Below are 20,203 nucleotides of genomic sequence, written 5' to 3' on the forward strand. Positions count from 1 at the left end.
GGCGGATGCCTTTCGATCAGATTCAGGGAAACGGGGCGGTTCGAACCGGGAATCGCCCTGCCACCCCATGTCACAGCCGCTTGCCGATAATGCCGCCTTGACGGCGGCGACCGGAATGGGTTAACTCAGCCTTGAGAACCGGTTCAGGCTTTTTCTTTTAGATTTCCAGCAGTGTTCATCTTACAGGACTTGTCCGACCCTGCCACGACAACCCGTGTGCTGGCGGCCGGGCGATATTCCGGTTGTCCTGCCTGCCGGTCCAGCGCCAGGGGGTTGGGGATGGAAAAAAACCGCGGAAAGATAACGGCTGACCCGCCTGTATGCGTAGCGCTCGAGACCCGACAGATTCATCGGGTCGCCGCATACGCATTCCTGGTGAACCTTGGCCTGGCCATCATGAAAACCGTCCTTGCAGTTCTTTCCGGAAGTCTCGCCATTACCGCCAGCGCCATCGATTCGGGAACCGATGCGGTCGCCTCCCTGGTGATTTTTGGCGGGGTAAAGCTGTCGACGAGAAAAACGCGCTCGTTTCCCATGGGGCTGTATAAACTTGAAAACGTCGCCTCCGTGGTCATTGCCATATTTATCTTCATTGCCGGCTACGAGATTCTCCGGGAGATCTTTTCCCCCGCCGGGACGCCTCCCCGAATTGCGCTGGCCTATATCCCGTTGCTTTTTGCCGGCAGTGTGGCCACACTCTGGTTTGGACGATTTGCCATATCCATCGGACGGCGGACAGAATCCCCCACACTGATCGCCGAGGGCCGACACCGCCAGGTGGATTTTCTTTCATCGATGGTGGTTCTGGTTTCGGTAACCCTGAGCTATTTCAATATCCAAATGAATTTCAGGGGGATCACCATCGATCACATCGGGGCGGCGTGCATCCTCATCTTTATCGCCCGCGCAGGCTGGGAACTGCTCTCTGACGGCATGCGGGTGCTTCTTGACGCATCGATTGATGGTTCTACGCTCCATCGCATCCGCCAGATTATTCAGGGCGAGCCCCTGGTGAGCAGGATCAAGTCGCTCACCGGCAGGAACGCCGGCCGGTTTCGATTCATCGAGGCCACCATCACCATCAGGACGCAGGATCTGGAGCGGGCCCACCAGATAACGGAAGACATCGAGAAAAAAATCAGGGGCAGGATTCCGCACATTGAAAAGGTCATCATTCACTACGGCCCCCGGGAACGATCCCATGAACGGGTCGCGGTACCCCTTGATGACCAAGACGGTCGGGTGAGCGGGCACTTCGGGGAAGCGCCTTACTTCGGCATGGTTCTCATCCGTCGAAAAGACCGGTTGATTGAAAAAAAGAAGATATTGGACAATCCGCATCGACTGGTAGAAACGGCCAAAGGCATCCGTGTGGCGGAGTGGCTGCTCGAACAGGGCATTGAACATGTCGGGATGAAAGAGGACGTTTCCCGCAGGGGGCCGGGTTATGTGCTTGCCAACGGCGGGGTGAAACTGCACATCATATCGGCAGACCACCTTAATCAGGCGATCCGTGAGATTTTTGGGAACCCCGGGCGGTGACGGCCCGGGTGCCTTTATCGGGTCGGGGCCCCTGCTGCAGGACTTCCGGCAGCCGCCGGATCACCCTGAGCCATCAAGCTCCCAAGGCGGGCATCCCGCAAAAAGCAGTTATGGAAAAAACGCCGCATATCGCCGTCAATACTGCCGGCTCTGGTTGTCAGGCGGCATGACCTCGAGAAGATGGCCGGTCATGCCACCGGTCATCCACGCTATCCGGGTATCGAGACCGGGGATGCCTTACCGATCTCCTCCATGATCACCCGTTTTCTCGTGCCTTTTTTCCATGGCGTCTGCCTGGATCCCCGGATCGGTGCCTCCAGCCGGGTGCTGCCGTATGTTCTGCGCATGTTCGCCTGAGGAGATGCGGCCCTGCCGGCCAGGGCCATGGAGCAGATCCCATGGCAGCCGGCCGGCTCGCTTCCCGGAGAATGCCTGCGCACCAGCCTACGTGTGCGCCAGGTCCGCAGCGACGGGGTCATACTGGATGTCGGAACCACCATGGCGGCCCGGGACGTTTCGTCTGTGGCGAACACCGAAGCATGCCGGGCATTCAGTGGGCCCTGGTGTCCGGCCGACGGGCAGCCGAGGCGCTGCTCGCCTATCTGGGAACGGGCGTTTTTTTCATCATAGGGCACAGGCCCCTGCGGGCGGCGGGGGAGGGCCGGGTTTGACTTCCTCCGCCGGATGCAAATTTTATACAGATGATCGTCAGTCAATCCACAGTGGCGTCCTGATGAACGCAGCAAACACATCCGCTTCCCCGAACGCAGACCCGATGGCCGTGTCCGCCCGCCGGCTGACACGCGTCTACACCGTCGGGTCGGCTCAGGTGACCGGTGTCGACGGCATCGATCTGTCGATCCCCAGTGGTCAGATGGTCGTGCTCAAGGGGCACAGCGGGTCGGGAAAGAGCACCTTGCTGTCCTTGCTGGCGGGGCTGGACCGGCTCTCCAGCGGAAGGCTGACCGTTGCCGGCCGCGATTTGAATCACTGCAGCGAAGCCGACCTGACCGACTTCCGGCGCAACGCCGTGGGCATGATCTTTCAGGCTTTCAACCTGCTGCCCACCCTGACCGTGCTCGAAAACGTCTGCCTGCCGGCCATGCTGGCCGGCAGGCCCCAGGGGCCAACGCGGTCCAGTGCCGCCGAACTGCTGGCCGGACTCGGTCTGGGCAACCGCCTGGCTCACCGGCCGCGGCAGCTTTCCGGCGGAGAAATGCAGCGCACCGCCATTGCCCGCGCCCTGATCAACGATCCGGCCATTGTGCTGGCGGACGAGCCCACGGGGAACCTGGACTCGAGCAATGCGCGCAAGGTCATGGGGCTGCTGGCCGATCTGAACCGCCAGTCCCGCCGGACCGTCGTGGTGGCCACCCACAGCGATCTGGCCGATGCATACGCCAGCGTGATCCTGACGATGCAGGACGGCCGGGTCGTGTCATGAGGGGCCTGCTGGCAGGGTCTCTGCGCTATCTACGCCTGTTTCACTGGTTCAGCCTGCGTCACCTGCAGGGACACATGATGCGCACCGTGGCGGTGCTGCTGGGCATCGCCCTGGGTGCGGCGGTTTTCACCAGCGTTCGCCTGGCCGTTCACGCCACCCTGGATTCCTTCGGCCGCAGCATGGACCTGATCGCCGGCGACAGTGACCTGACGCTCGTCCGCCCCGGCGGCCGGCTGCCCGATACCCTGGTGCCGGCGCTGATCGAGCACCCGGCCGTGCGGACCGCATCACCGGTGTTGTCCACTTACGTGCGGCCTGCCGACCGGGAGACCCCTTTTCTGCTGATCGGCATCGATCCGGTCCTGGACCGTGACCTGCGAACGTGGACCGTCCAGTCATCCGGGCAGGGGGCCGACGTCCAATGGGGGGCGATAATCGCCCGACCGGGTTCGGTGGTCATCGGCGCCCGGCTTGGCGAGGCGTTCGGCTGGCGGTCCGGCGAGCAGGTGAGGCTGGTTCATTCCAACCGGACCGCGACCTTCAGCATCCTGGCCATGCTGGATCGCGACGGACTGGCCCTGGTGGAAGGGGGGCGCATCGCCCTGTGCGACATCGCCACTTTCCAGGAGTTCACCGGACTTTTCGGCCAGGCCGACCGCATCGATCTGAAGATCGAGCCCGGTATGGCCGCGGATGCAAAGGCATCCCTGGCCGCCCTGCTGCCCGCCGGGGTGGTGGCCCGGTCACCCTCGGCCCGCAGCCGGAGCGGTCGCGGTATGATCCGGGCCTACGAGCTCAGCCTGACCTTCCTGAGCTTCATCTCGCTCTTCGTGGGCATGTTTCTGGTCTACAGCCTGGTGGCCCTCAACGCGGCCGCCCGCCGGCGCGAGCTGGCCGTGATGCGCGCCACCGGTGCTTCGGGGCGACTGCTTTTCTGCCTGTTCGTGGGGGAAGGGGCCTTTGTCGGCCTTGTGGGATGGCTCCTGGCCCTGCCGATCAGCACCGTGCTGGTACGATACCTGCTGGACGCCGTGAGCCGAACGGTTTCGATGCTCTTTGTTCGCGTGCAGGTGGATGGGCTGTCCCTGAGCCCCTGGGAAGTACTGCTCTCCTTCGGTGTCACCCTGACGGTCGCCGTGCTGGCCGCCCTGCAGCCGGCCCGGGAGGCCATGGGGGTGCCCCCCCGCGAAGCGTTGGACATCGACCCCGGCACAAGCCTCCGCCCGCGGCTGATCCGCAACATGGCCCTGGGCGGCGTCGGCCTGCTGGCCCTGGTCTATCCCGTCTCGCGGCTTCCCAGTCCGCCGTCGGTTTCCCTGCCCGGGTACCTGGCGGCCTTCCTGCTGTTCGTGGGCTTTGCCCTCCTGGCGCCCCTGCTGCTGCGGCAGTTCGGCCGCCTGGCCGCCCCGCGGCTGCTGCGCCTGGGGGGCCAGCCGGCCTTTCTGGCCGCCGGTTACCTCAAGGAAAGCGGCGTTCAGACGGCCATTTCCGTGGGGGCGCTGATTACGGCGGTGGCCCTGTTCACCGCCCTGGTGGTCATGATTCACAGTTTTCGCAGCACGGTGGCCCTGTGGGTCCAGCAGAGCATCGCCGGCGATATCTACATCCGGCCCAAACTGGCCGAACTCAATCGCTTCCGGGACCCACTGCCGTCCCGTGTGGTAGCGGCAATCCAGTCCCTGCCGGTGCCGGTGGAACTGGTGCCCATGCAGCGCCTGGAGCTGGACCTCGAGGGCCACCGGCATCTTTTCGAGGCCATGGATTACGAGGCCTATGCGCGGCGCAGCCGCTTCATCTGGATGGGCGGCGACGCGGGGCGGATCGAAGCGGACCTGATCGCCGGGAAGGGCGCGGTGGTTTCGGAGGTATTCGCCAACAGCACCGGCCTGAACGCCGGTGACCGCTACCGGGTGCAGGTCGGCGAGCAGGTGCTGGACGTGCCGATTCTGGGCGTTTTTCGGGATTACCGCACCCGCGGCGGCGCGGTCTACTACTCGCTGACCCACTACCGGCAGCGCTTTGGCGATGACGCCTGGAGCGGGGTGCAGATCAATTTCTCCCAGCGCGGGGCCGAATTACGGGAGGCCATGGAGCGGGTGTGGTCATCCCTGCTGACCTGCTGCGGGGAAACCATCGAGATGATCGACGGGCGGCACCTGCGCCGGGCGGTGCTGCGCATATTCGACGAAACCTTTGCCATCACCACCGTATTGCTCCTGATCGCCCTGGTGGTGGCGGCCCTGGGCATCGCCACCACCCTCGCGGTGCTGGTGCTTCAACGGCGGGTGCAGATCAACACCATCCGGGCCCTGGGCGGCAGCGCTGCGCAGCTGCGCCGCATGATCATCTGGGAGGCCAGCCTGATCGTTCTCGCCGGCCAGGCGGCCGGGCTGATCTGCGGGTTTATTTTGTCCACCCTGCTGATTTTCGTGGTCAACCGGCAGTCCTTCGGCTGGACCTTTCTCTACCGCGTCGACTGGTCGTCGCTGCTGACGGCCCTGCCGCTGATATCTGCCGCCGCCCTGCTGGCCGCCCTGCCGGCGGTCCGGCTGGCCCTGAGCACTTCTCCGGCCACGCTGCTGAGGGGAGGCACACGCTAACCCCATGGTCGCATTGAAAAGAGAACAACCCATGACACCATGCAAGAAAGTCAGTGTGCTGGTCCAGATTCTTTTTCTGATGGCAACGGGCGGCTTCCCGGCGGTTGCCGCGGACGACGGGTTCATGAAGGTTACCGGTCCCTGCGGCCTCTCCTTTCCCGCCGATCATGGCCCCCATCCGGACTACCGCACCGAGTGGTGGTACTACACCGGCAACCTGACCGGCCGGGACGGCCATCGCTTCGGCTTCCAACTCACCTTTTTTCGCCGCGGGATCCAGCCGCCGGCGGATCGCAAGGGGTGGCCCGACCCCTCCTCGGCCTGGCGCACCGACCAGATCTACCTGGCCCACGCCGCGATCAGCGACATCACCGGCGGCCGGCACCCGCAGGCCGACCGGATGGCCCGTCCGGTGCTTTCCATGGCCGGGGCCGAGCTGGCGGATGGAGACGTGACCATCCACCTCCACGGCTGGCAGGCAACGATCACCCCGCAAGGTCACCGGCTGCAGGCCGATGCCGGTGACTTTGCCCTGGCCCTGGACCTGACCGCGCTCAAACCGCCGGTGCCGCACGGGGAAGGCGGCTACAGCCGCAAGGGGCAGTCTCCCGATCGGGCCAGCTGCTATTACTCCTTTACCCGGCTGCATGCCACGGGCAGCCTGACCGTGGCCGGCACCCGCCACACGGTGCAGGGGACGGCCTGGATGGACCACGAATTCAGCACGGCCCCCCTGCAGCCGGGCATTGTCGGCTGGGACTGGTTCAGCCTGCAGCTGGCCGACCACTCGGAGGTGATGCTTTTCCTGCTGCGCCAGCCGGACGGGACATTGAACCCGGCTTCCAGCGGTACCGTCGTGCTACCCGGAGGGGACACCCGGCACCTGACGCTCGGCGACGTGCGGGTCACCCCGCTGTCGTTCTGGACCAGCCCGCATTCCGGTGCACGGTACCCGGTCGGATGGCGGCTGCGCGTCCTGCCGCTGCAACTGGATTTCACCCTGACGGCCAGTCTGAAGGACCAGGAAATGCGCACCCCGCACAGCACCGGGGTGGTCTACTGGGAAGGCAGCGTGCAGGCCAGGGGCACCGGCCATGAAAAGACGATCGACGGAGTCGGCTACGTGGAGTTGACCGGCTATGCCGCGCCCTTCGACGCACCCATGTAAACCGCCGGGGCATACCGTATTATAATGTTTTGGGAGGTTCATGGCAGGTGCTCACCCCGCCGCTCGTACGGCGGGCAGTGCATCGACCGGCGGATGACCGTCGGCCGGTCGACACCGACGCTGGCGCACAGGCGATAAAAACCATTATGACTCCGAAGACATCCCCCTTCAGGACGTGCCGGGCGACGGCCTTTCTGCGGATCAGGGATCAACCGAACATGAAGGCCACGGAGGCGGCCCCCAATCCGGCACTGGCGCCGATGACCGGTGAGATGTTGACCCGGGCCACCGGGGAGGCGGCGGTGAGGGCCGTCATCTGGCGTGTATACCAGTCGGCCGCCGGCCGGTTGTTGGCATGCAGAACGATACAGTTCCAGATGGCCCGGTCCCGACTGGTCCGGTGGATGTGGGCCATGACCTTTTTCATGTTGGCCTTCTGGCTGAAGGGTTTGCCAAACACCATCGAATTCCCGTCGGTATCGATCGACACGATCGGCTTGAGGTTGAGCAGATTGGCCAGCAGGCCTTTCAGCGGCGAGACGCGTCCCCCCCGGACCATGTATTTCAAGGTGCTGACGCTTACCAGGATGCGCGTGTCGTCCACGACCACGTTGGCCCCGGCCAGAACGTCCAGTTGGAGCGGGGTCTCGGCCAGCACCTTTTCGAGGATGGCCTTCGATTCGACAAACAGCTGGCCAAAATCGTCGATCCGGTGCTGCTTGGCATCGATGAAGTCGGCCCAGGCCCTGACGATGGTCAACAAGGTCCCCTCCATCGGGTCGGCCACAGCCTGGTAGATGTATCGCACCGCATTTTTGACGCTGGCCGTAAACGGCTCAATCGACACACTGGCCCTCTCGCCGGTTTCGCTGCTCACACCGAAGAGGAACTGGGCGAAGATCATGCCTGAATTGCCGCGCGCGTTCGTCAGGGCCGTTTCGGCAATCCGATCCAGCATCTGTTTGTAGGGCCGCTCGGGCCTGACCGACGCGACGACCGCGCCCAGGGTAAACGCCATGTTGGCACCGGTGTCACCGTCTTTGACGGGAAAGACGTTGATCCGGTTCAGGTGTTTCCGGTCGGCAACCACATTCCGGGTGCCGGCCAGGAACATGTAGTACAGCCATCGACCATCAATTTCTCTAATGGGATCGGTTGCTTCTCTACCACCAGGTTGGTTGAACGGCTCATCTGCGGCCGGGGTATGCTGTCGCACCTGCATCGTGACTCCCGCCCGGGCCGGATTCAGGATATGTCCATGATCGTAACCGCCACATCGCGAACCGCATCCCCCCGCCGCACCTGGAGGGTGATGCGCCTGCCTATCTCGAAGGCCTGCAGGAATTGAGCGAAATCGGCCATGTTGGCGACCGGCTTTCCCTCCACGGCGACAATGGTATCTCCAAGGATTCGCCTGCGGTAATCGATTCCCTCCAGCCCGGCGCGTTGGGCTTCCGAATCGGGAATCACCCGGTCGATTACCACACCGACCACACCGAGACCGGCGGCGGCTTCCTCATCCAGCACAACGATTCCGATACCGGGCCGGGGGAACTTGCCCTTGGCGATGAGTTGCGGCACCACCCGGTTGACCACGTCCACTGGAACGGCGAATCCGATTCCGGCCGAACTGCCGGAGCCGGAGATAATAGCGGTGTTAACGCCGATCAGGCGGCCACTCGAATCAATCAGCGGCCCCCCGGAGTTACCCGGGTTGATGGCCGCGTCGGTTTGAATCACCCCGACCACGTCGCGTCCGGTGGCTGTGGGCAGCCGGCGATCGAGGGCGCTGATCACGCCGGTGGTCAGTGTGCGTGAGAGGCCGAAAGGATTGCCGATGGCCAGGACGCTCTGTCCCACCTGCAGGTTGTCGGATGTCCCCACAGGAATCGGCTGAATGGTGGAAAGGGGCCGCCGCAACCGGATGACCGCCAGGTCGTAATCGGGAGCGCCGCCGACATAAGTGGCGTCGATGGCCTCGCCGCTCTCGAGGCGTACCTGGACGCGCCGGGCGCCCTCGATGACGTGGAAATTGGTCACCACATGCCCATTGTTATCCCACAGAAAGCCTGAACCCGCTCCCTGGCGGACCTCACGCGTGCCGAAGAATCCGGCCACCGCATTTTCGGTGAAGATGTAGACCACGGACGGTGCCGACGCGTTGAAAATGGAGATGGTCGTTTTTTCGATGTCCGCCAGGCTCCCGCGCGGCGTGATTTCGCGGGTGTGGCTGGCGATGCGCTGCTTTTCATCGGCGAAGCGGTTCCAAAAGAAAAAACCTGCTGCTACGGCCAGGGCAATGATGGTGAAGACGGTGGTGCGGTTCACTCGTTGCATGGTTGATGGCTCCGATTTCCCGGGTTGTTGCAGGGCAGAAAACCAGGCGTTTCGCATAAGCCTGAACGCTTGATACCGGTCAAACGGGCGTCCTGTCAATGTCAGGCCGCCTTTTCCGCTTGCGTGGCCTCAGGTCCGGGGCGATCCTCCGGGATTGCGGCGGGGGTCACCGCCCCGGCCAACCGGGTCAGCGCATCTCCTTCGATGACTTCATCGGCAAGCAGCCGGCCGACCGTTTCAACCAGAAGCGCCCGGTTGGCCGTCAGAATGTGGAAGGCCACATCATATTGTTCGTCGACGATGCGCCTGACTTCCTCATCGATGGTTTTGGCGGTTTCATCGCTGTATTGACCGCCGGCATCACCCATTCCGCCCAGGAAATTCGGTTGCTGATTGTGGGCAAAGTAAACCTGCCCCATGCGTTCGCTCATGCCATACTCTTTGACCATGGAGCGTGCAATGCCGGTGGCGCGGGAGAGATCGTCCTGGGCACCGGTTGAGATGTCGTTAAAGATGAGCGCCTCTGCCGCTCTTCCGCCCAACAGGGTCGCGATGCGGTTGTTCAGTTCGGTCTTGCGCATCAGGAATCGGTCTTCGGTCGGCACCTGCATGGTGTAACCCAGAGCGGCAATGCCCCGGGGAATAATCGATATCTTCCGGACCGGGTCGGTTCCGGGCAATGCCATGGCGACCAGCGCATGCCCCAGTTCATGGTAGGCGACGATCTCTTTCTCCGCCGGATTGATCAGCCGGTTTTTCTTTTCCAGCCCGGCCACCACGCGCTCAACCGCCTCTTCCACTTCGGCCATGCCGACACATGCCCTGTCGCGCCTGACGGCCAGCAGGGCCGCTTCATTGACCAGGTTGGCCAGATCTGCGCCGACCATACCCGCGGTCATCGCCGCGATTTTCTCCGGATCGATATCCGTCCCGGTTTCGATCTTCTCCAGATAGATCCTGAGGATGTCCACCCGTCCGGTTTTGTCCGGGCGGTCGACGAGCACCTGGCGATCGAACCGGCCGGGCCGCATCAGCGCCGGGTCCAATATCTCAGGGCGGTTGGTGGCCGCCATCAGAATGACGCCAACATTGGCATCGAATCCGTCCAGTTCCACGAGCAGCTGGTTCAGGGTCTGCTCCCGCTCATCGTGACCCCCGGCCATACCGACGCCACGGGCCTTTCCCAGCGCATCCAACTCGTCGATGAAGATGATACACGGTGCTTTCTCTTTGGCCTGCTTGAAGAGGTCGCGGACCCTGGCCGCTCCCAGGCCCACAAACATTTCGACGAACTCGGAGCCGCTGAGGCTGAAAAACGGCACACCGCTTTCTCCGGCCACCGCCTTTGCCAGCAGCGTTTTACCGGTACCCGGCGGGCCGACAAGCAGTGTGCCCCGCGGGATCTGCCCGCCCAGACGCGTGTAGCGTTGCGGCTCTTTCAGGAAATTGATGATTTCCTCCAATTCCTGTTTGGCTTCGTCAACACCGGCCGCGTCATCGAACCGGACCGAGACGTCGTCATCGACGTATATCTTGGCCTTGCTCTTCCCGACGGTCATAAATCCGGCCTGCTGCCGGAAACGGCGCATCATCAGGACCCAGATACCGAAAAAGATGCCAACCGGTATCAGCCAGGAGAAGAGTGTTCCCCAAAAGTGGGTCTCGCGTCTTCCGGAGTACTTGACATCGTTCTCATCCATCAGCTGGGAAATTTCGGGATCCACCCGGACCGTCCTGAAAAGCGTGTTTGACTCCGCCCCGTCCTTCGAGATCAGCATGCGGCCTTGAATTTCATTTTCGGAAATGGCGATTTCAGAGACCTTGCCCTCCTTGACCGCTTTGACGAAGTCGCTGTAAGGGATGTTCTTCACGGCCAGAGTTGAAGCAATCAGGTTGTGCAGAAGCAAAACAGCCCACATGCCGATAATCGCGTACCAGATGGAGAATCGATGTTGTTTTTTCATATTGCCCCCTTCGGGCCATGCGTCGTGGCCTGTCCGTAAGCATGTCAAAAAAATCATTCCGTCGGCAAACCGATGGTGTCGCGGCGCAGCTCGTTGGAAAAGGCGTCGCGGCATGGTGATACCCTGCATCGGTCGACAGCCGGTCACCCTTTTCCGAGTAACCGGCACAAGCACGCCGCCTGCAGCAATTGGCTCAGCAGGCCATGGGCGTCAGGTCCGTATCACATTCATTGCCGCCACCGGTGTCTGCCGCGGAATTGCCGCGATCTGACGCACTGCCGCCAGGCTGGTCGGCGAATCCCCCGGCAATGGCCTCATCGATGTGGTCCACGGTCACAACGGTCAGTTCGCTGCGGACCTCTTCGGGCAGGTCTTCCACGTCGGATGCGTTCCGCCGGGGAAGGATCACCGTTTTCAGTCCGGCCCGATGGGCTGCCAGCACTTTCATCTTGATGCCGCCAACCGGAAGCACCCGGCCGCGAAGCGTTATTTCACCGGTTATGCCGACATCGCTGCGCACCGGCTTGCCGCTGAACAGGCTGGCCAGGGTCATGACCATGGCCACGCCTGCCGAGGGGCCGTCTTTGGGCAGGGCGCCTGCCGGGACGTGCAGATGCACATCCGACTGTTCGAAGGCGACCGGATCGATGCCCAGCTGATCTGCCTTCGTGCGCACGTAGCTGAGCGCAATTTCGGCACTTTCTTTCATCACGCTGCCCAGCTGGCCCGTCAGGGACAACCGTCCCTTGCCCGGCATGCGGGTTGCCTCGATGTAAAGAATATCGCCCCCGACCGACGTGACCGCCAACCCCTTGGCGATGCCCGGTGTATTGAAGGCCTCCGACCGTTCGGCCTCGAAGCGCTCTTTTTTCAGGCAATCACGAACCATCTGTTCCGTGACCACCACATGCGACCAGCCCTTTTCGCTCAGTGCCACGATGCCTTTCCGGCAGATGGCGGCGACGTGTCTTTCGAGATTGCGAACGCCGGCCTCGCGGGTATAGTCGTGGATGATTTTCAGGACGGCATCCTCCACAAAGGTGACCTCGTCATTGTCGAGGCGATGCGACCTGAGCTGACGGGGGATCAGGTGCCGTCGCGCAATCTGAAGCTTTTCGAGCGACGTATAGCCATCGATCCGGATGATTTCCATGCGGTCTCTCAGCGGGCCCGGTATGGTGTCCAGACTATTGGCCGTAGCGATAAAAATGATCTCGCTGAGATCGAAATCCACATCCAGGTAGTGGTCACGAAAGGTACGGTTTTGCGCCGGGTCCAGGACTTCAAGCAGGGCACTGCTGGGGTCGCCGCGCCAGTCCTGACCGATCTTGTCGATTTCGTCGAGCATAAAAACCGGATTGCGGGTACCGGCGCGCTTGACCGACTGGATGATCCGTCCGGGCATCGCTCCGATATAGGTACGACGATGGCCGCGGATCTCGGCCTCATCCCTGACACCCCCCAGGCTCATGCGGGTGAATTTTCGACCCATGGCGCGGGCCACGCTGCGGCCCAAACTGGTTTTGCCGACGCCCGGAGGACCGACCAGACACAAAATGACGCCCAGGGCGGTGCGCTCGTCTGCCTCGTTCGGCATCTCTTCCCGGCGATTGACGAGACGCCTCACGGCGATATATTCGATCAGGCGCTCTTTGATTTCCTCCAGGCCAAAATGGTCCTCATCCATAATGCGTCGTGCGTCGGGGATATTTCCACTGTCATCGCTCACCTGGCCCCAGGGCAGATCGATCAGCCAGTCAAGATAGGTCTTGACGATCGGATATTCGGCGGACTGGGGAGTCATTTGCTGCATGCGTTCCAGTTCGCGGACCGCCTCTTTGCGTGCTTCATCGGGCATGTCTGAGCCTTCGATGCGCTCGGCGTAATTATCCGGCTCCGACGGGGGGGCGTCGGTTTCGCCCAGCTCCTTTCGGATGGCCTTGAGCTGCTGCCTCAAAAAATAATTCCTCTGCGTTTTGCTCATTTTTTCCTGAACTTCGGACTGGATTTTTTTTCCGATGGTGAGCATTTCTTTTTCGTGGGACAAATGCGAAAGGAGCACACGAATTTTCTGGGACACACTGTCGATCTCGAGCAATTCCTGGCGTGACTCCGTGGTCAGATTCATGTTGAACGTCGTCACGTATGCCAGCTGGAGCGGATCGCTGATGCGCGTGATGGTCCCAGCCGCATCCTCCGAGGAATTGGGGGTCAACGCCAGCACCTCGGATACAGCGTCCCGCAACTGGCGTTGCAGCGCCTCCAGTTCAATGCCCGTTTCCACGATTTCCGGGGCGTGAAGTACACTTGCCTTGAGGTGCGGGCCATCGGTTTGCCAGGTGGACACCTTGAACCTGCGGATGCCATTCAGCAAGGCGACCATGACGCCCTCTTCATTTTTCTTGGCATGCAGAATTTTGGCAATGGTTCCCACTTCATGCAGTTGGCCCGGTACGGGATGCTCGACCGCCGGGTCCTTGACCGTCAGCAGTCCAACGGTCCGGTCCGCTTTCATGGCATCGTCAATCATGGATGCCGAACTGAAGGAGATCATAAACGGCACACTCATCTGCGGGAACGCCACCATGCTGCGAAGCGGCAGAATGGGAATGACCTCCTGGCCGTCGGTTTTCACTCCAATGCCATCGTCTTCGTATCGGTCATTGTCGTTGTTCATGTCTGGTTTCATCATAGCACCTCAGCGTTTGGGTGGGGGCGTTGGTTTTTGGATTAATTTAAACAAATGTTAAACATAATCTTGACATTGGCAAACGTTTTTTTTATCATTCATCCATGGACATGAAACCTTCCTACACCATCAAATACGTTGCCTCGAAAACAGGCCTGAAACCCTATCTGATCCGGAGTTGGGAATCCCGCTATCAGGCCATCTGCCCACGGCGATCCGACGGCAATCGCCGATGTTTCAGCGATAGCGATATCGAACGGCTGGGATTGCTCAAACAAGCGGTGGACGACGGGCATCCCATTTCCGCAGTCGCCAAAATGAGCCGTGATGAACTCACCCGCCTGCTGGAAAGGGGGGCCGCTCTGGCCGCTTCCGGCGGCGCCATCGAAGGCGGCACTGAATCCGGTGGGTTGGACGAGGGCGCAACGGCCGCACAATTGGTCGAACAAGCCCTGTCGCATATCATTCGACTGGACCCGTCGGCGCTGGAGTGCGTGCTGGAAGGTGCGGCAGTCGACATGCCCCGGCAATACTTTCTGCAGATGGTGGTGCTGCCCCTTTTTGAGCGTGTCGGTGAACTCTGGCGGCTTGGTCGACTGAAGACCATCAACGAACACATGGCCTCGGTCGTTGTCCGTACTATTTTGTGGGACATGCTGCGCAGCGTTCACGTCGCAGAGGCGGCCCCCCGGATCGTCGTGGCCACACCTGTGGGCCACTGGCATGAACTGGGAGCCCTGGCTTCGGCGCTGGCGGCATCTGAATCGGGCTGGCGCGTCTATTACTTCGGCCCCAACCTTCCGGCTGAGGAGATCGCCTATGCGGTCAAAAAATTCAGGGCCAGGGCCCTGGCCCTGAGCCTGTGTCACCTGCTGAACGATCACCGTCTGAGTGGTGAGCTGAAAAAACTCCGTCGTTTGGTCGGCAGCGAGCCATCGATCTTTATCGGCGGGCCGGGGGCCGGCACCGTCCGCCGGACCATCGCCCAAATCAATGCGGTGTCGGGTGCCGATCTGGGCGAATTCAGGGATAAACTCGAATTGTTGACCAAGGCGTGATGCAGCCGCGCGGCGGGCGGGGCGGTGCCCGGCGGGAACGCGGGGAAGGAGATGGCCGTCAGCAGGACGACATGCTGACGGCCCTGCGGGCTACTGGCCCGATTTCATGCTGTGCACTTCCAGAAACGCATTCCATTCGTCGACGCCGAGGTCGCCGTCACCGTTCGTGTCGATCATGTCAAAACCGGAGCGCCATTTTTCCATGTTGGGCGCGATGAACTCGGCGAAGGTCAACCGGCCGTTGCCGTCCGTGTCCAATGCCGCCATATCCCAGACCATATCCATGTTTCCATGACCGCCGTAATGGTGTCCGGCAAGAGCGAGTGGCGGCAGGGTCAAGGCCAAGATGGCCAGCGTCGATGCCAGCGTTTTCAAATGCATATGGACCTCCCGGCTCCATTTCGGAGCGTTGCTTGTTTAACATTAAACAAATGTTAAACTTTGATTCTGCGCTGTCAAGGGGGATGGAAAGGACCGCAATCGCGAGCGCATTCCCCCTGCCTGCCGGAGCAAGGCCCTGTTGCGGCGGGGATGGTGAGCGAACTGGGAACCGATTCGGGGGTCTTCCGGGGAACCTCTCCGCAACGCGTCGTCCGGATCCGCCCCGGTAACGTCAATCCCGGCGGCAGGTCGCGATTCAGCCGCGGCTCACAGGTCGTTCAGCACGGCCCGATAGGTTTCGGCCTGGGCCAGCAGTTCCTGCCGCCTGTCGTCTTTCATCCGGTTCCAGGTCCGAACCATCATTGCCACGCGCGGATTGCCGGCGAGTTTTTGTCGATGGCGGTGGATAAACGCCCAATAGAGGCTGTTGAATGGGCAGGATCTGTCACCCGTCGGTTTGCGCCACAGGTAATGGCAGTCCTCACAGTAGTCGCTCATCTTGTGGATATCGTTGGCCGAAGAGACGTAGGGTTTGGTCGCCACGATACAGCCGTCCGCGAACTGGCTCATTCCGCGGGTGTTGACGATCTCCACCCACTGAACGGCATCGATATAGACGCCCAGATACCAGTTGTCGACGCGATCGGGATGGACACCCGCCAGGAGGGCGAAATTGCCGGTGATCATCAATCGCTGAATGTGGTGGGCATAGGCATGCGTGAGCGATTGGGATATGGCTTTTCGCATGCAGTTCATGCGCGTGTCCGCAGTCCAGTAAAAATCCGGCAGGCCGGCCGTGTGGCCGAAATGGTTCATCGCTGCGTAGGCGGGCATGTGAGACCAGTAGATACCGCGCATGTACTCGCGCCAGCCGAGTATCTGGCGAACGAAGCCCTCCAGCTGTTCGATGCTCACGGTCACGCCCGAAGTCGCCTGTGAACGGGCGATTGCCGCCTGGATCACCTCCATGGGATGAAGCATTTTGGTGTTCAGCCCAAAAGAGAGCAGCGAATGAAACAGGCACCAGCTGCCGGCAGTCATGGCATCCTGATACGTGCCGAAGTGGGGCAGCCGATGGTCGATGAAGGTTGACAGCTGATGCAGGGCCTGGTCGCGGGTCACGGGCCAGATGAACCCCCTGGCGTCAATGTCGCCGAAGGTGGGCACCCCGCAACGATCGATCATGGCGACAATATCGGACACATCGTTGTCGAAAACGGCTGGCTCGGGAAGCGGCACAGCGCTATCGTAGCGCCTGCGATTGCTGTGGTCGTAATTCCACTTGCCCCCCGCGGGTCTGCCATCCTCCATGAGGATATCGTAACGTTTACGCATCAACCGATAGATGGTATCTTTTCGAACCTTCCGGAACCACCTGTGCTGTGCGTTGAGCTGGTCGCCGAGGATCAATCGAAGGGTTGTGCCTTTTTTCATGGGTGTTCTGCCTGAAATGCCCGGCGGCAATGGGAGTTCAACTGCCGGCCAGGGGAACCGGTTTGATGCCTGGCGTGTCAATCTTTGGCGGCCTGGAGGGCGCGAACGGAGTGCATCGATCGGGTTGGCAGGTCGACGGCCCAGGCGACCGCAGCCCCCCTCTATCCGCCATACCGGTTGCCGGCCTGCGCCAGCCACCGGTCAATGCGGTTCAGCGCCAGGCGGCAGACGAGACCGTATCCGAAAGCCCAGGCCGGCACGGTGAAGGTCAGCCGGCATCGATTCGGTCCAATAGGGGCCACACGGTGGCCGGTGGCAGCCAGACCGCCTACCCGCCAGTCCCAGTAACGCCCGGGGTCGAATGTCTCCGCCGAGAAGGGTACCCATATGCCGATCGGGGTGAGGATGCGCCCCGAAGATCCGGCATGGATGAAACGATCACCGCAATCGACCGCCCTTACAGACGGCCCCCAGTGTGGCCAGCTTCTTGTGTCCGTGATCAGCCGCCACACGTGCCCGCCGGCTGCGTCGAGTCGTTTGGAAAACCCACGTGGAGGGCTCATGGTCAACCGTTCTGGGGGTGAGGCGAATCGGCACGCCGGTGTCGGCTGCGGTGGGAACCACTTCGGGTGAGGCGCTGAACGTAAAGCGTGATGTCCTTTTCGCCGCGTGTCAATAAAAAAATGCTTGTCTGAACCCTTCCCGGTTGGTTTAATACCGGGGAGCATGTCGCGGTCTGAAGGGGGCCGGCACCACCGTGCGGGGCACCCCCCTCCAATCGCCGCGTCCATGCGTTTTTCCTCCATGGCGCGACCCATTCCTGCCGATTGCGTGGTCCAAAAGGTTCTTCACACAAAAATCTCCGGGTGGGGCCGTATGGACCGGGTGCTCCTGCCCGGCCGATACAACCGTTCAATGAATCGGGCGCCCGGCCGTTTTCGGTTGCCCGATATGAATAAACCAGCGTTTCCAACCACAGGGACAGGGAGGTGCTCGTGATCCATCAATTCGACACGGTGATCGTCGGGTCCGGCGGCGCCGGGCTATACGCCGCACTGGAAGCCAGTCAGCGATCGAAAACGGCGGTTCTCTCCAAGCTGTACCCCATCCGCAGCCATACCGGTGCGGCCCAGGGCGGGATCAGTGCCGCGCTGGGCAACGTGGAGGAGGACAAACCCGAATGGCACGCCTTCGACACGGTCAAGGGCGGCGATTATCTCGTCGATCAGCAGGCCGCCGCCATTCTGGCCGAGGAGGCGGTCCAGGCGGTCTATGATCTGGAAAACCGGGGCCTGCCCTTCAACCGCACCCCGGAAGGGCGCATCGACCAGCGCCGGTTCGGCGGGCACACCCGCAACTTCGGCGAGGGGCCGGTGCGGCGGGCCTGCTACGCGGCGGACCGCACCGGACACATGATTCTGCAGACCCTTTATCAGCAGTGCATCAAGAACGCGGTGACCTTTTTCGACGAATTCCAGGTCGTGGACCTGATCCTGGACGGCTCCACCGCCCAGGGGGTCGTGGCCGTGGAACTGGCCACCGGCGACCTGCATGTCTTTGCCGCCAAGGCCGTCCTGTTTGCCACCGGCGGGTTCGGGCGCATCTTCAGGATCACCTCCAACGCCTACGCCAATACGGGTGACGGTCCGGCGGTGTGCGCCCGGCGCGGGATCCCCCTGGAAGACATGGAGTTCTTCCAGTTCCACCCCACCGGGATCATGGGGCTGGGCATCCTGATATCCGAGGCGGTGCGCGGCGAAGGCGGCATCCTGCGCAACCGGGACGGGGAGCGCTTCATGCAGCGCTACTCGCCAACATTGCTGGACCTGGCCCCCCGGGATATCGTCGCCCGCTCCATCCTGACCGAAGTGCGGGCCGGGCAGGGGATCCGCGGCGACCGCCGCATCGACGACTACGTCCATCTGGACGCGACGCATCTGGGAAAAGAGACCCTGGGCAGCAAACTGCCCGACATCACCGGTTTCTGCAAGACCTACCTGGGCATCGATCCGGCCGATGCACCCATCCCGGTGCTGCCCACGGCCCATTACGCCATGGGCGGCATCCCCACGGATGTGCAGGGGCGGGTGATCATGGACGGTGCCGGCACCATCGTCAACGGCCTGTATGCCGCCGGGGAATGCGCCTGCGTCTCGGTGCACGGTGCCAACCGCCTGGGCACCAACAGCCTGCTCGACCTGGTGGTGTTCGGCCGCCGGGCGGGGCGGCACATCGGCGATTATGTGCGCCAGGCCGACATGCCCCGGCCCGGCACCGCCGCCGCCGACGAGGCCCGGGCCTTCATCGGTCGGCTGACCGACGGCGCATCCGGTCCCCACGGCGGCCACATCACGGACGACATGCAGACCACCATGATGGAGAACGTGGGCATTTACCGCAACGCGACTGACATGCAGGCCGCCGTGGACCGGATTCAGGAACTGCGGCAGCGCTACCGGTCCGTGCGCGTTCAGGACACCGGCAGGCCCTTCAACACCGATCTGCTGGAAATCATCGAACTGGGCAACCTGCTGGACCTGTCACTGGTCACCGCCGCCTCGGCACTCAACCGCCGGGAGAGCCGCGGGGCCCACAGCCGGGAGGATTTCCCCGAACGGGACGACGACAACTGGCTCACCCACACCCTGGCCTATCTGAAAGACGATTCGGTGCGTCTGGACGACAAAGCGGTGGACACCTCCGTCTGGGAACCCAAACCGCGCACCTATTGAAACCAAGGAGCCATACATGGAAATCACCCTCAAGGTACAACGCTTCAACCCCGACATCGACAAGGCCCCCTATTACCAGACCTACACGGTGGCGGCCGACCCCAACGAGCGGCTGCTGGACGCACTGATGCAGGTCAAGCGCTTTCAGGACGGCAGCCTGGGATTCCGCAAAAGCTGCGCCCACGGCGTCTGCGGGTCGGACGCCATGCGCATCAACGGAAAGGACGGCCTGGCCTGCAAGACCCTGATCAGGGAGGTGGCCGAAAAAGACGGCGACACCGTTACCGTGGAACCGCTTCGCTACCTGCCCGTGCAGCGGGACCTGATCGTCGATCAGAGCGCCTTTTTCAAAAAATACAGGTCGGTCAGGCCCTTTTTGATCAACGACGAACCGGTGGACGCCAAAGAGCGGATCCAGTCCCAGGACGAGCGCATGCGTTTCGATGATACCACCAACTGCATCCTGTGCGCCTCGTGCTATTCGGCCTGCCCCGTACTGGAAGACAATCCGGCGTTTCTCGGACCGGCGGCCATCGCCCAGGCCTATCGCTTCAACGCCGACACGCGCGATCGTGGATTCGACCAGCGACTGGCCGTCCTGGACCTGCCCGACGGGGTGTGGCCCTGCCAGAATCATTTCCAATGCACCCGATCCTGTCCGCGCGGCATACTGATTACCAAGCGGATCAACCAGACCAAGCGCATGCTCGAGGCGCACGAGCAGAAGGCGCCCTCGGAGAAATAGGACCTTCAGGGCATCAGGATATGGGGCCGATGTTTACGGGGACCGCTTTACTTCCGCAGGCATTCACGAATCCGCCGGGCAGCGGACACACGGCTTCCTACTCGGCGAG

The 20,203-nt window shown here is 62.1% G+C and carries 15 protein-coding genes; 7 read left to right on the plus strand and 8 right to left on the minus strand.

Annotation, left to right across the window (positions count from 1 at the left end; translation table 11 throughout):
- Window positions 1–279: 279 nt before the first annotated feature.
- A complete protein-coding gene (locus DSCA_RS28695; protein WP_155319704.1) occupies window positions 280–1,542 on the plus strand; it encodes a cation diffusion facilitator family transporter in 1,263 nt (420 codons plus the stop codon).
- A 209-nt stretch (window positions 1,543–1,751) separates the two neighbouring features.
- Here DSCA_RS28695 and DSCA_RS28700 read toward each other — a convergent pair whose 3' ends face one another.
- Window positions 1,752–2,177 carry a hypothetical protein gene (locus tag DSCA_RS28700; protein WP_155319705.1) on the minus strand — a complete coding sequence of 142 codons (426 nt, stop codon included), beginning with the start codon at window positions 2,175–2,177 and terminating at the stop codon, window positions 1,752–1,754.
- 98 nt (window positions 2,178–2,275) lie between these two features.
- Between DSCA_RS28700 and DSCA_RS28705 the strand changes: the two genes are divergently transcribed.
- From DSCA_RS28705 to DSCA_RS28715, 3 genes are read left to right on the plus strand one after another with little or no spacing between them, the layout of a single operon-like run.
- Window positions 2,276–2,986, plus strand: a complete 711-nt coding sequence (locus tag DSCA_RS28705; RefSeq protein WP_155319706.1) for an ABC transporter ATP-binding protein — start codon at window positions 2,276–2,278, stop codon at window positions 2,984–2,986.
- Entirely contained in the window at window positions 2,983–5,586 is a 2,604-nt protein-coding gene (locus DSCA_RS28710) for an FtsX-like permease family protein (RefSeq protein WP_155319707.1), read from the plus strand. The genes DSCA_RS28705 and DSCA_RS28710 overlap by 4 nt, the downstream gene beginning before the upstream one ends.
- 31 nt (window positions 5,587–5,617) lie before the next feature.
- Window positions 5,618–6,754 carry a lipocalin-like domain-containing protein gene (locus DSCA_RS28715; RefSeq protein WP_155319708.1) on the plus strand — a complete coding sequence of 379 codons (1,137 nt, stop codon included), beginning with the start codon at window positions 5,618–5,620 and terminating at the stop codon, window positions 6,752–6,754.
- A gap of 208 nt (window positions 6,755–6,962) precedes the next feature.
- Here the strand turns inward: DSCA_RS28715 and DSCA_RS28720 are convergent, their stop codons facing one another.
- The 4 genes from DSCA_RS28720 to lon form a co-directional block, all read right to left on the minus strand.
- Complete coding sequence (locus tag DSCA_RS28720) at window positions 6,963–7,976, minus strand: DegV family protein (RefSeq protein ID WP_155319709.1); 1,014 nt, start codon at window positions 7,974–7,976, stop codon at window positions 6,963–6,965.
- Between the two features lie 23 nt (window positions 7,977–7,999).
- On the minus strand, window positions 8,000–9,091 hold the full coding sequence (locus tag DSCA_RS28725; RefSeq protein WP_155319710.1) for a S1C family serine protease: 1,092 nt from the start codon (window positions 9,089–9,091) through the stop codon (window positions 8,000–8,002).
- A 101-nt stretch (window positions 9,092–9,192) separates the two neighbouring features.
- Entirely contained in the window at window positions 9,193–11,055 is a 1,863-nt protein-coding gene (ftsH, locus tag DSCA_RS28730) for an ATP-dependent zinc metalloprotease FtsH (RefSeq protein WP_155319711.1), read from the minus strand.
- A gap of 193 nt (window positions 11,056–11,248) precedes the next feature.
- Window positions 11,249–13,732, minus strand: a complete 2,484-nt coding sequence (gene lon, locus DSCA_RS28735; RefSeq protein ID WP_155319712.1) for an endopeptidase La — start codon at window positions 13,730–13,732, stop codon at window positions 11,249–11,251.
- 116 nt (window positions 13,733–13,848) lie between these two features.
- Between lon and DSCA_RS28740 the strand changes: the two genes are divergently transcribed.
- Window positions 13,849–14,802, plus strand: a complete 954-nt coding sequence (locus DSCA_RS28740) for a MerR family transcriptional regulator (RefSeq protein ID WP_155319713.1) — start codon at window positions 13,849–13,851, stop codon at window positions 14,800–14,802.
- Window positions 14,803–14,892: 90 nt separating this feature from the next.
- Here DSCA_RS28740 and DSCA_RS28745 read toward each other — a convergent pair whose 3' ends face one another.
- The 3 genes from DSCA_RS28745 to DSCA_RS28755 form a co-directional block, all read right to left on the minus strand.
- Window positions 14,893–15,183, minus strand: a complete 291-nt coding sequence (locus DSCA_RS28745) for an EF-hand domain-containing protein (RefSeq protein ID WP_155320586.1) — start codon at window positions 15,181–15,183, stop codon at window positions 14,893–14,895.
- Between the two features lie 267 nt (window positions 15,184–15,450).
- Window positions 15,451–16,617, minus strand: coding sequence for a cryptochrome/photolyase family protein (locus DSCA_RS28750; RefSeq protein ID WP_155319714.1), 1,167 nt, complete (start codon window positions 16,615–16,617; stop codon window positions 15,451–15,453).
- Between the two features lie 161 nt (window positions 16,618–16,778).
- Window positions 16,779–17,180 carry an SRPBCC family protein gene (locus DSCA_RS28755; protein WP_155319715.1) on the minus strand — a complete coding sequence of 134 codons (402 nt, stop codon included), beginning with the start codon at window positions 17,178–17,180 and terminating at the stop codon, window positions 16,779–16,781.
- 432 nt (window positions 17,181–17,612) lie between these two features.
- Between DSCA_RS28755 and sdhA the strand changes: the two genes are divergently transcribed.
- Window positions 17,613–19,349, plus strand: a complete 1,737-nt coding sequence (sdhA, locus tag DSCA_RS28760) for a succinate dehydrogenase flavoprotein subunit (protein ID WP_155319716.1) — start codon at window positions 17,613–17,615, stop codon at window positions 19,347–19,349.
- A 16-nt stretch (window positions 19,350–19,365) separates the two neighbouring features.
- Window positions 19,366–20,094, plus strand: a complete 729-nt coding sequence (locus DSCA_RS28765) for a succinate dehydrogenase iron-sulfur subunit (RefSeq protein ID WP_155319717.1) — start codon at window positions 19,366–19,368, stop codon at window positions 20,092–20,094.
- Window positions 20,095–20,203: the final 109 nt, after the last annotated feature.

This window comes from Desulfosarcina alkanivorans (assembly GCF_009688945.1).
Lineage (GTDB): Bacteria > Desulfobacterota > Desulfobacteria > Desulfobacterales > Desulfosarcinaceae > Desulfosarcina > Desulfosarcina alkanivorans.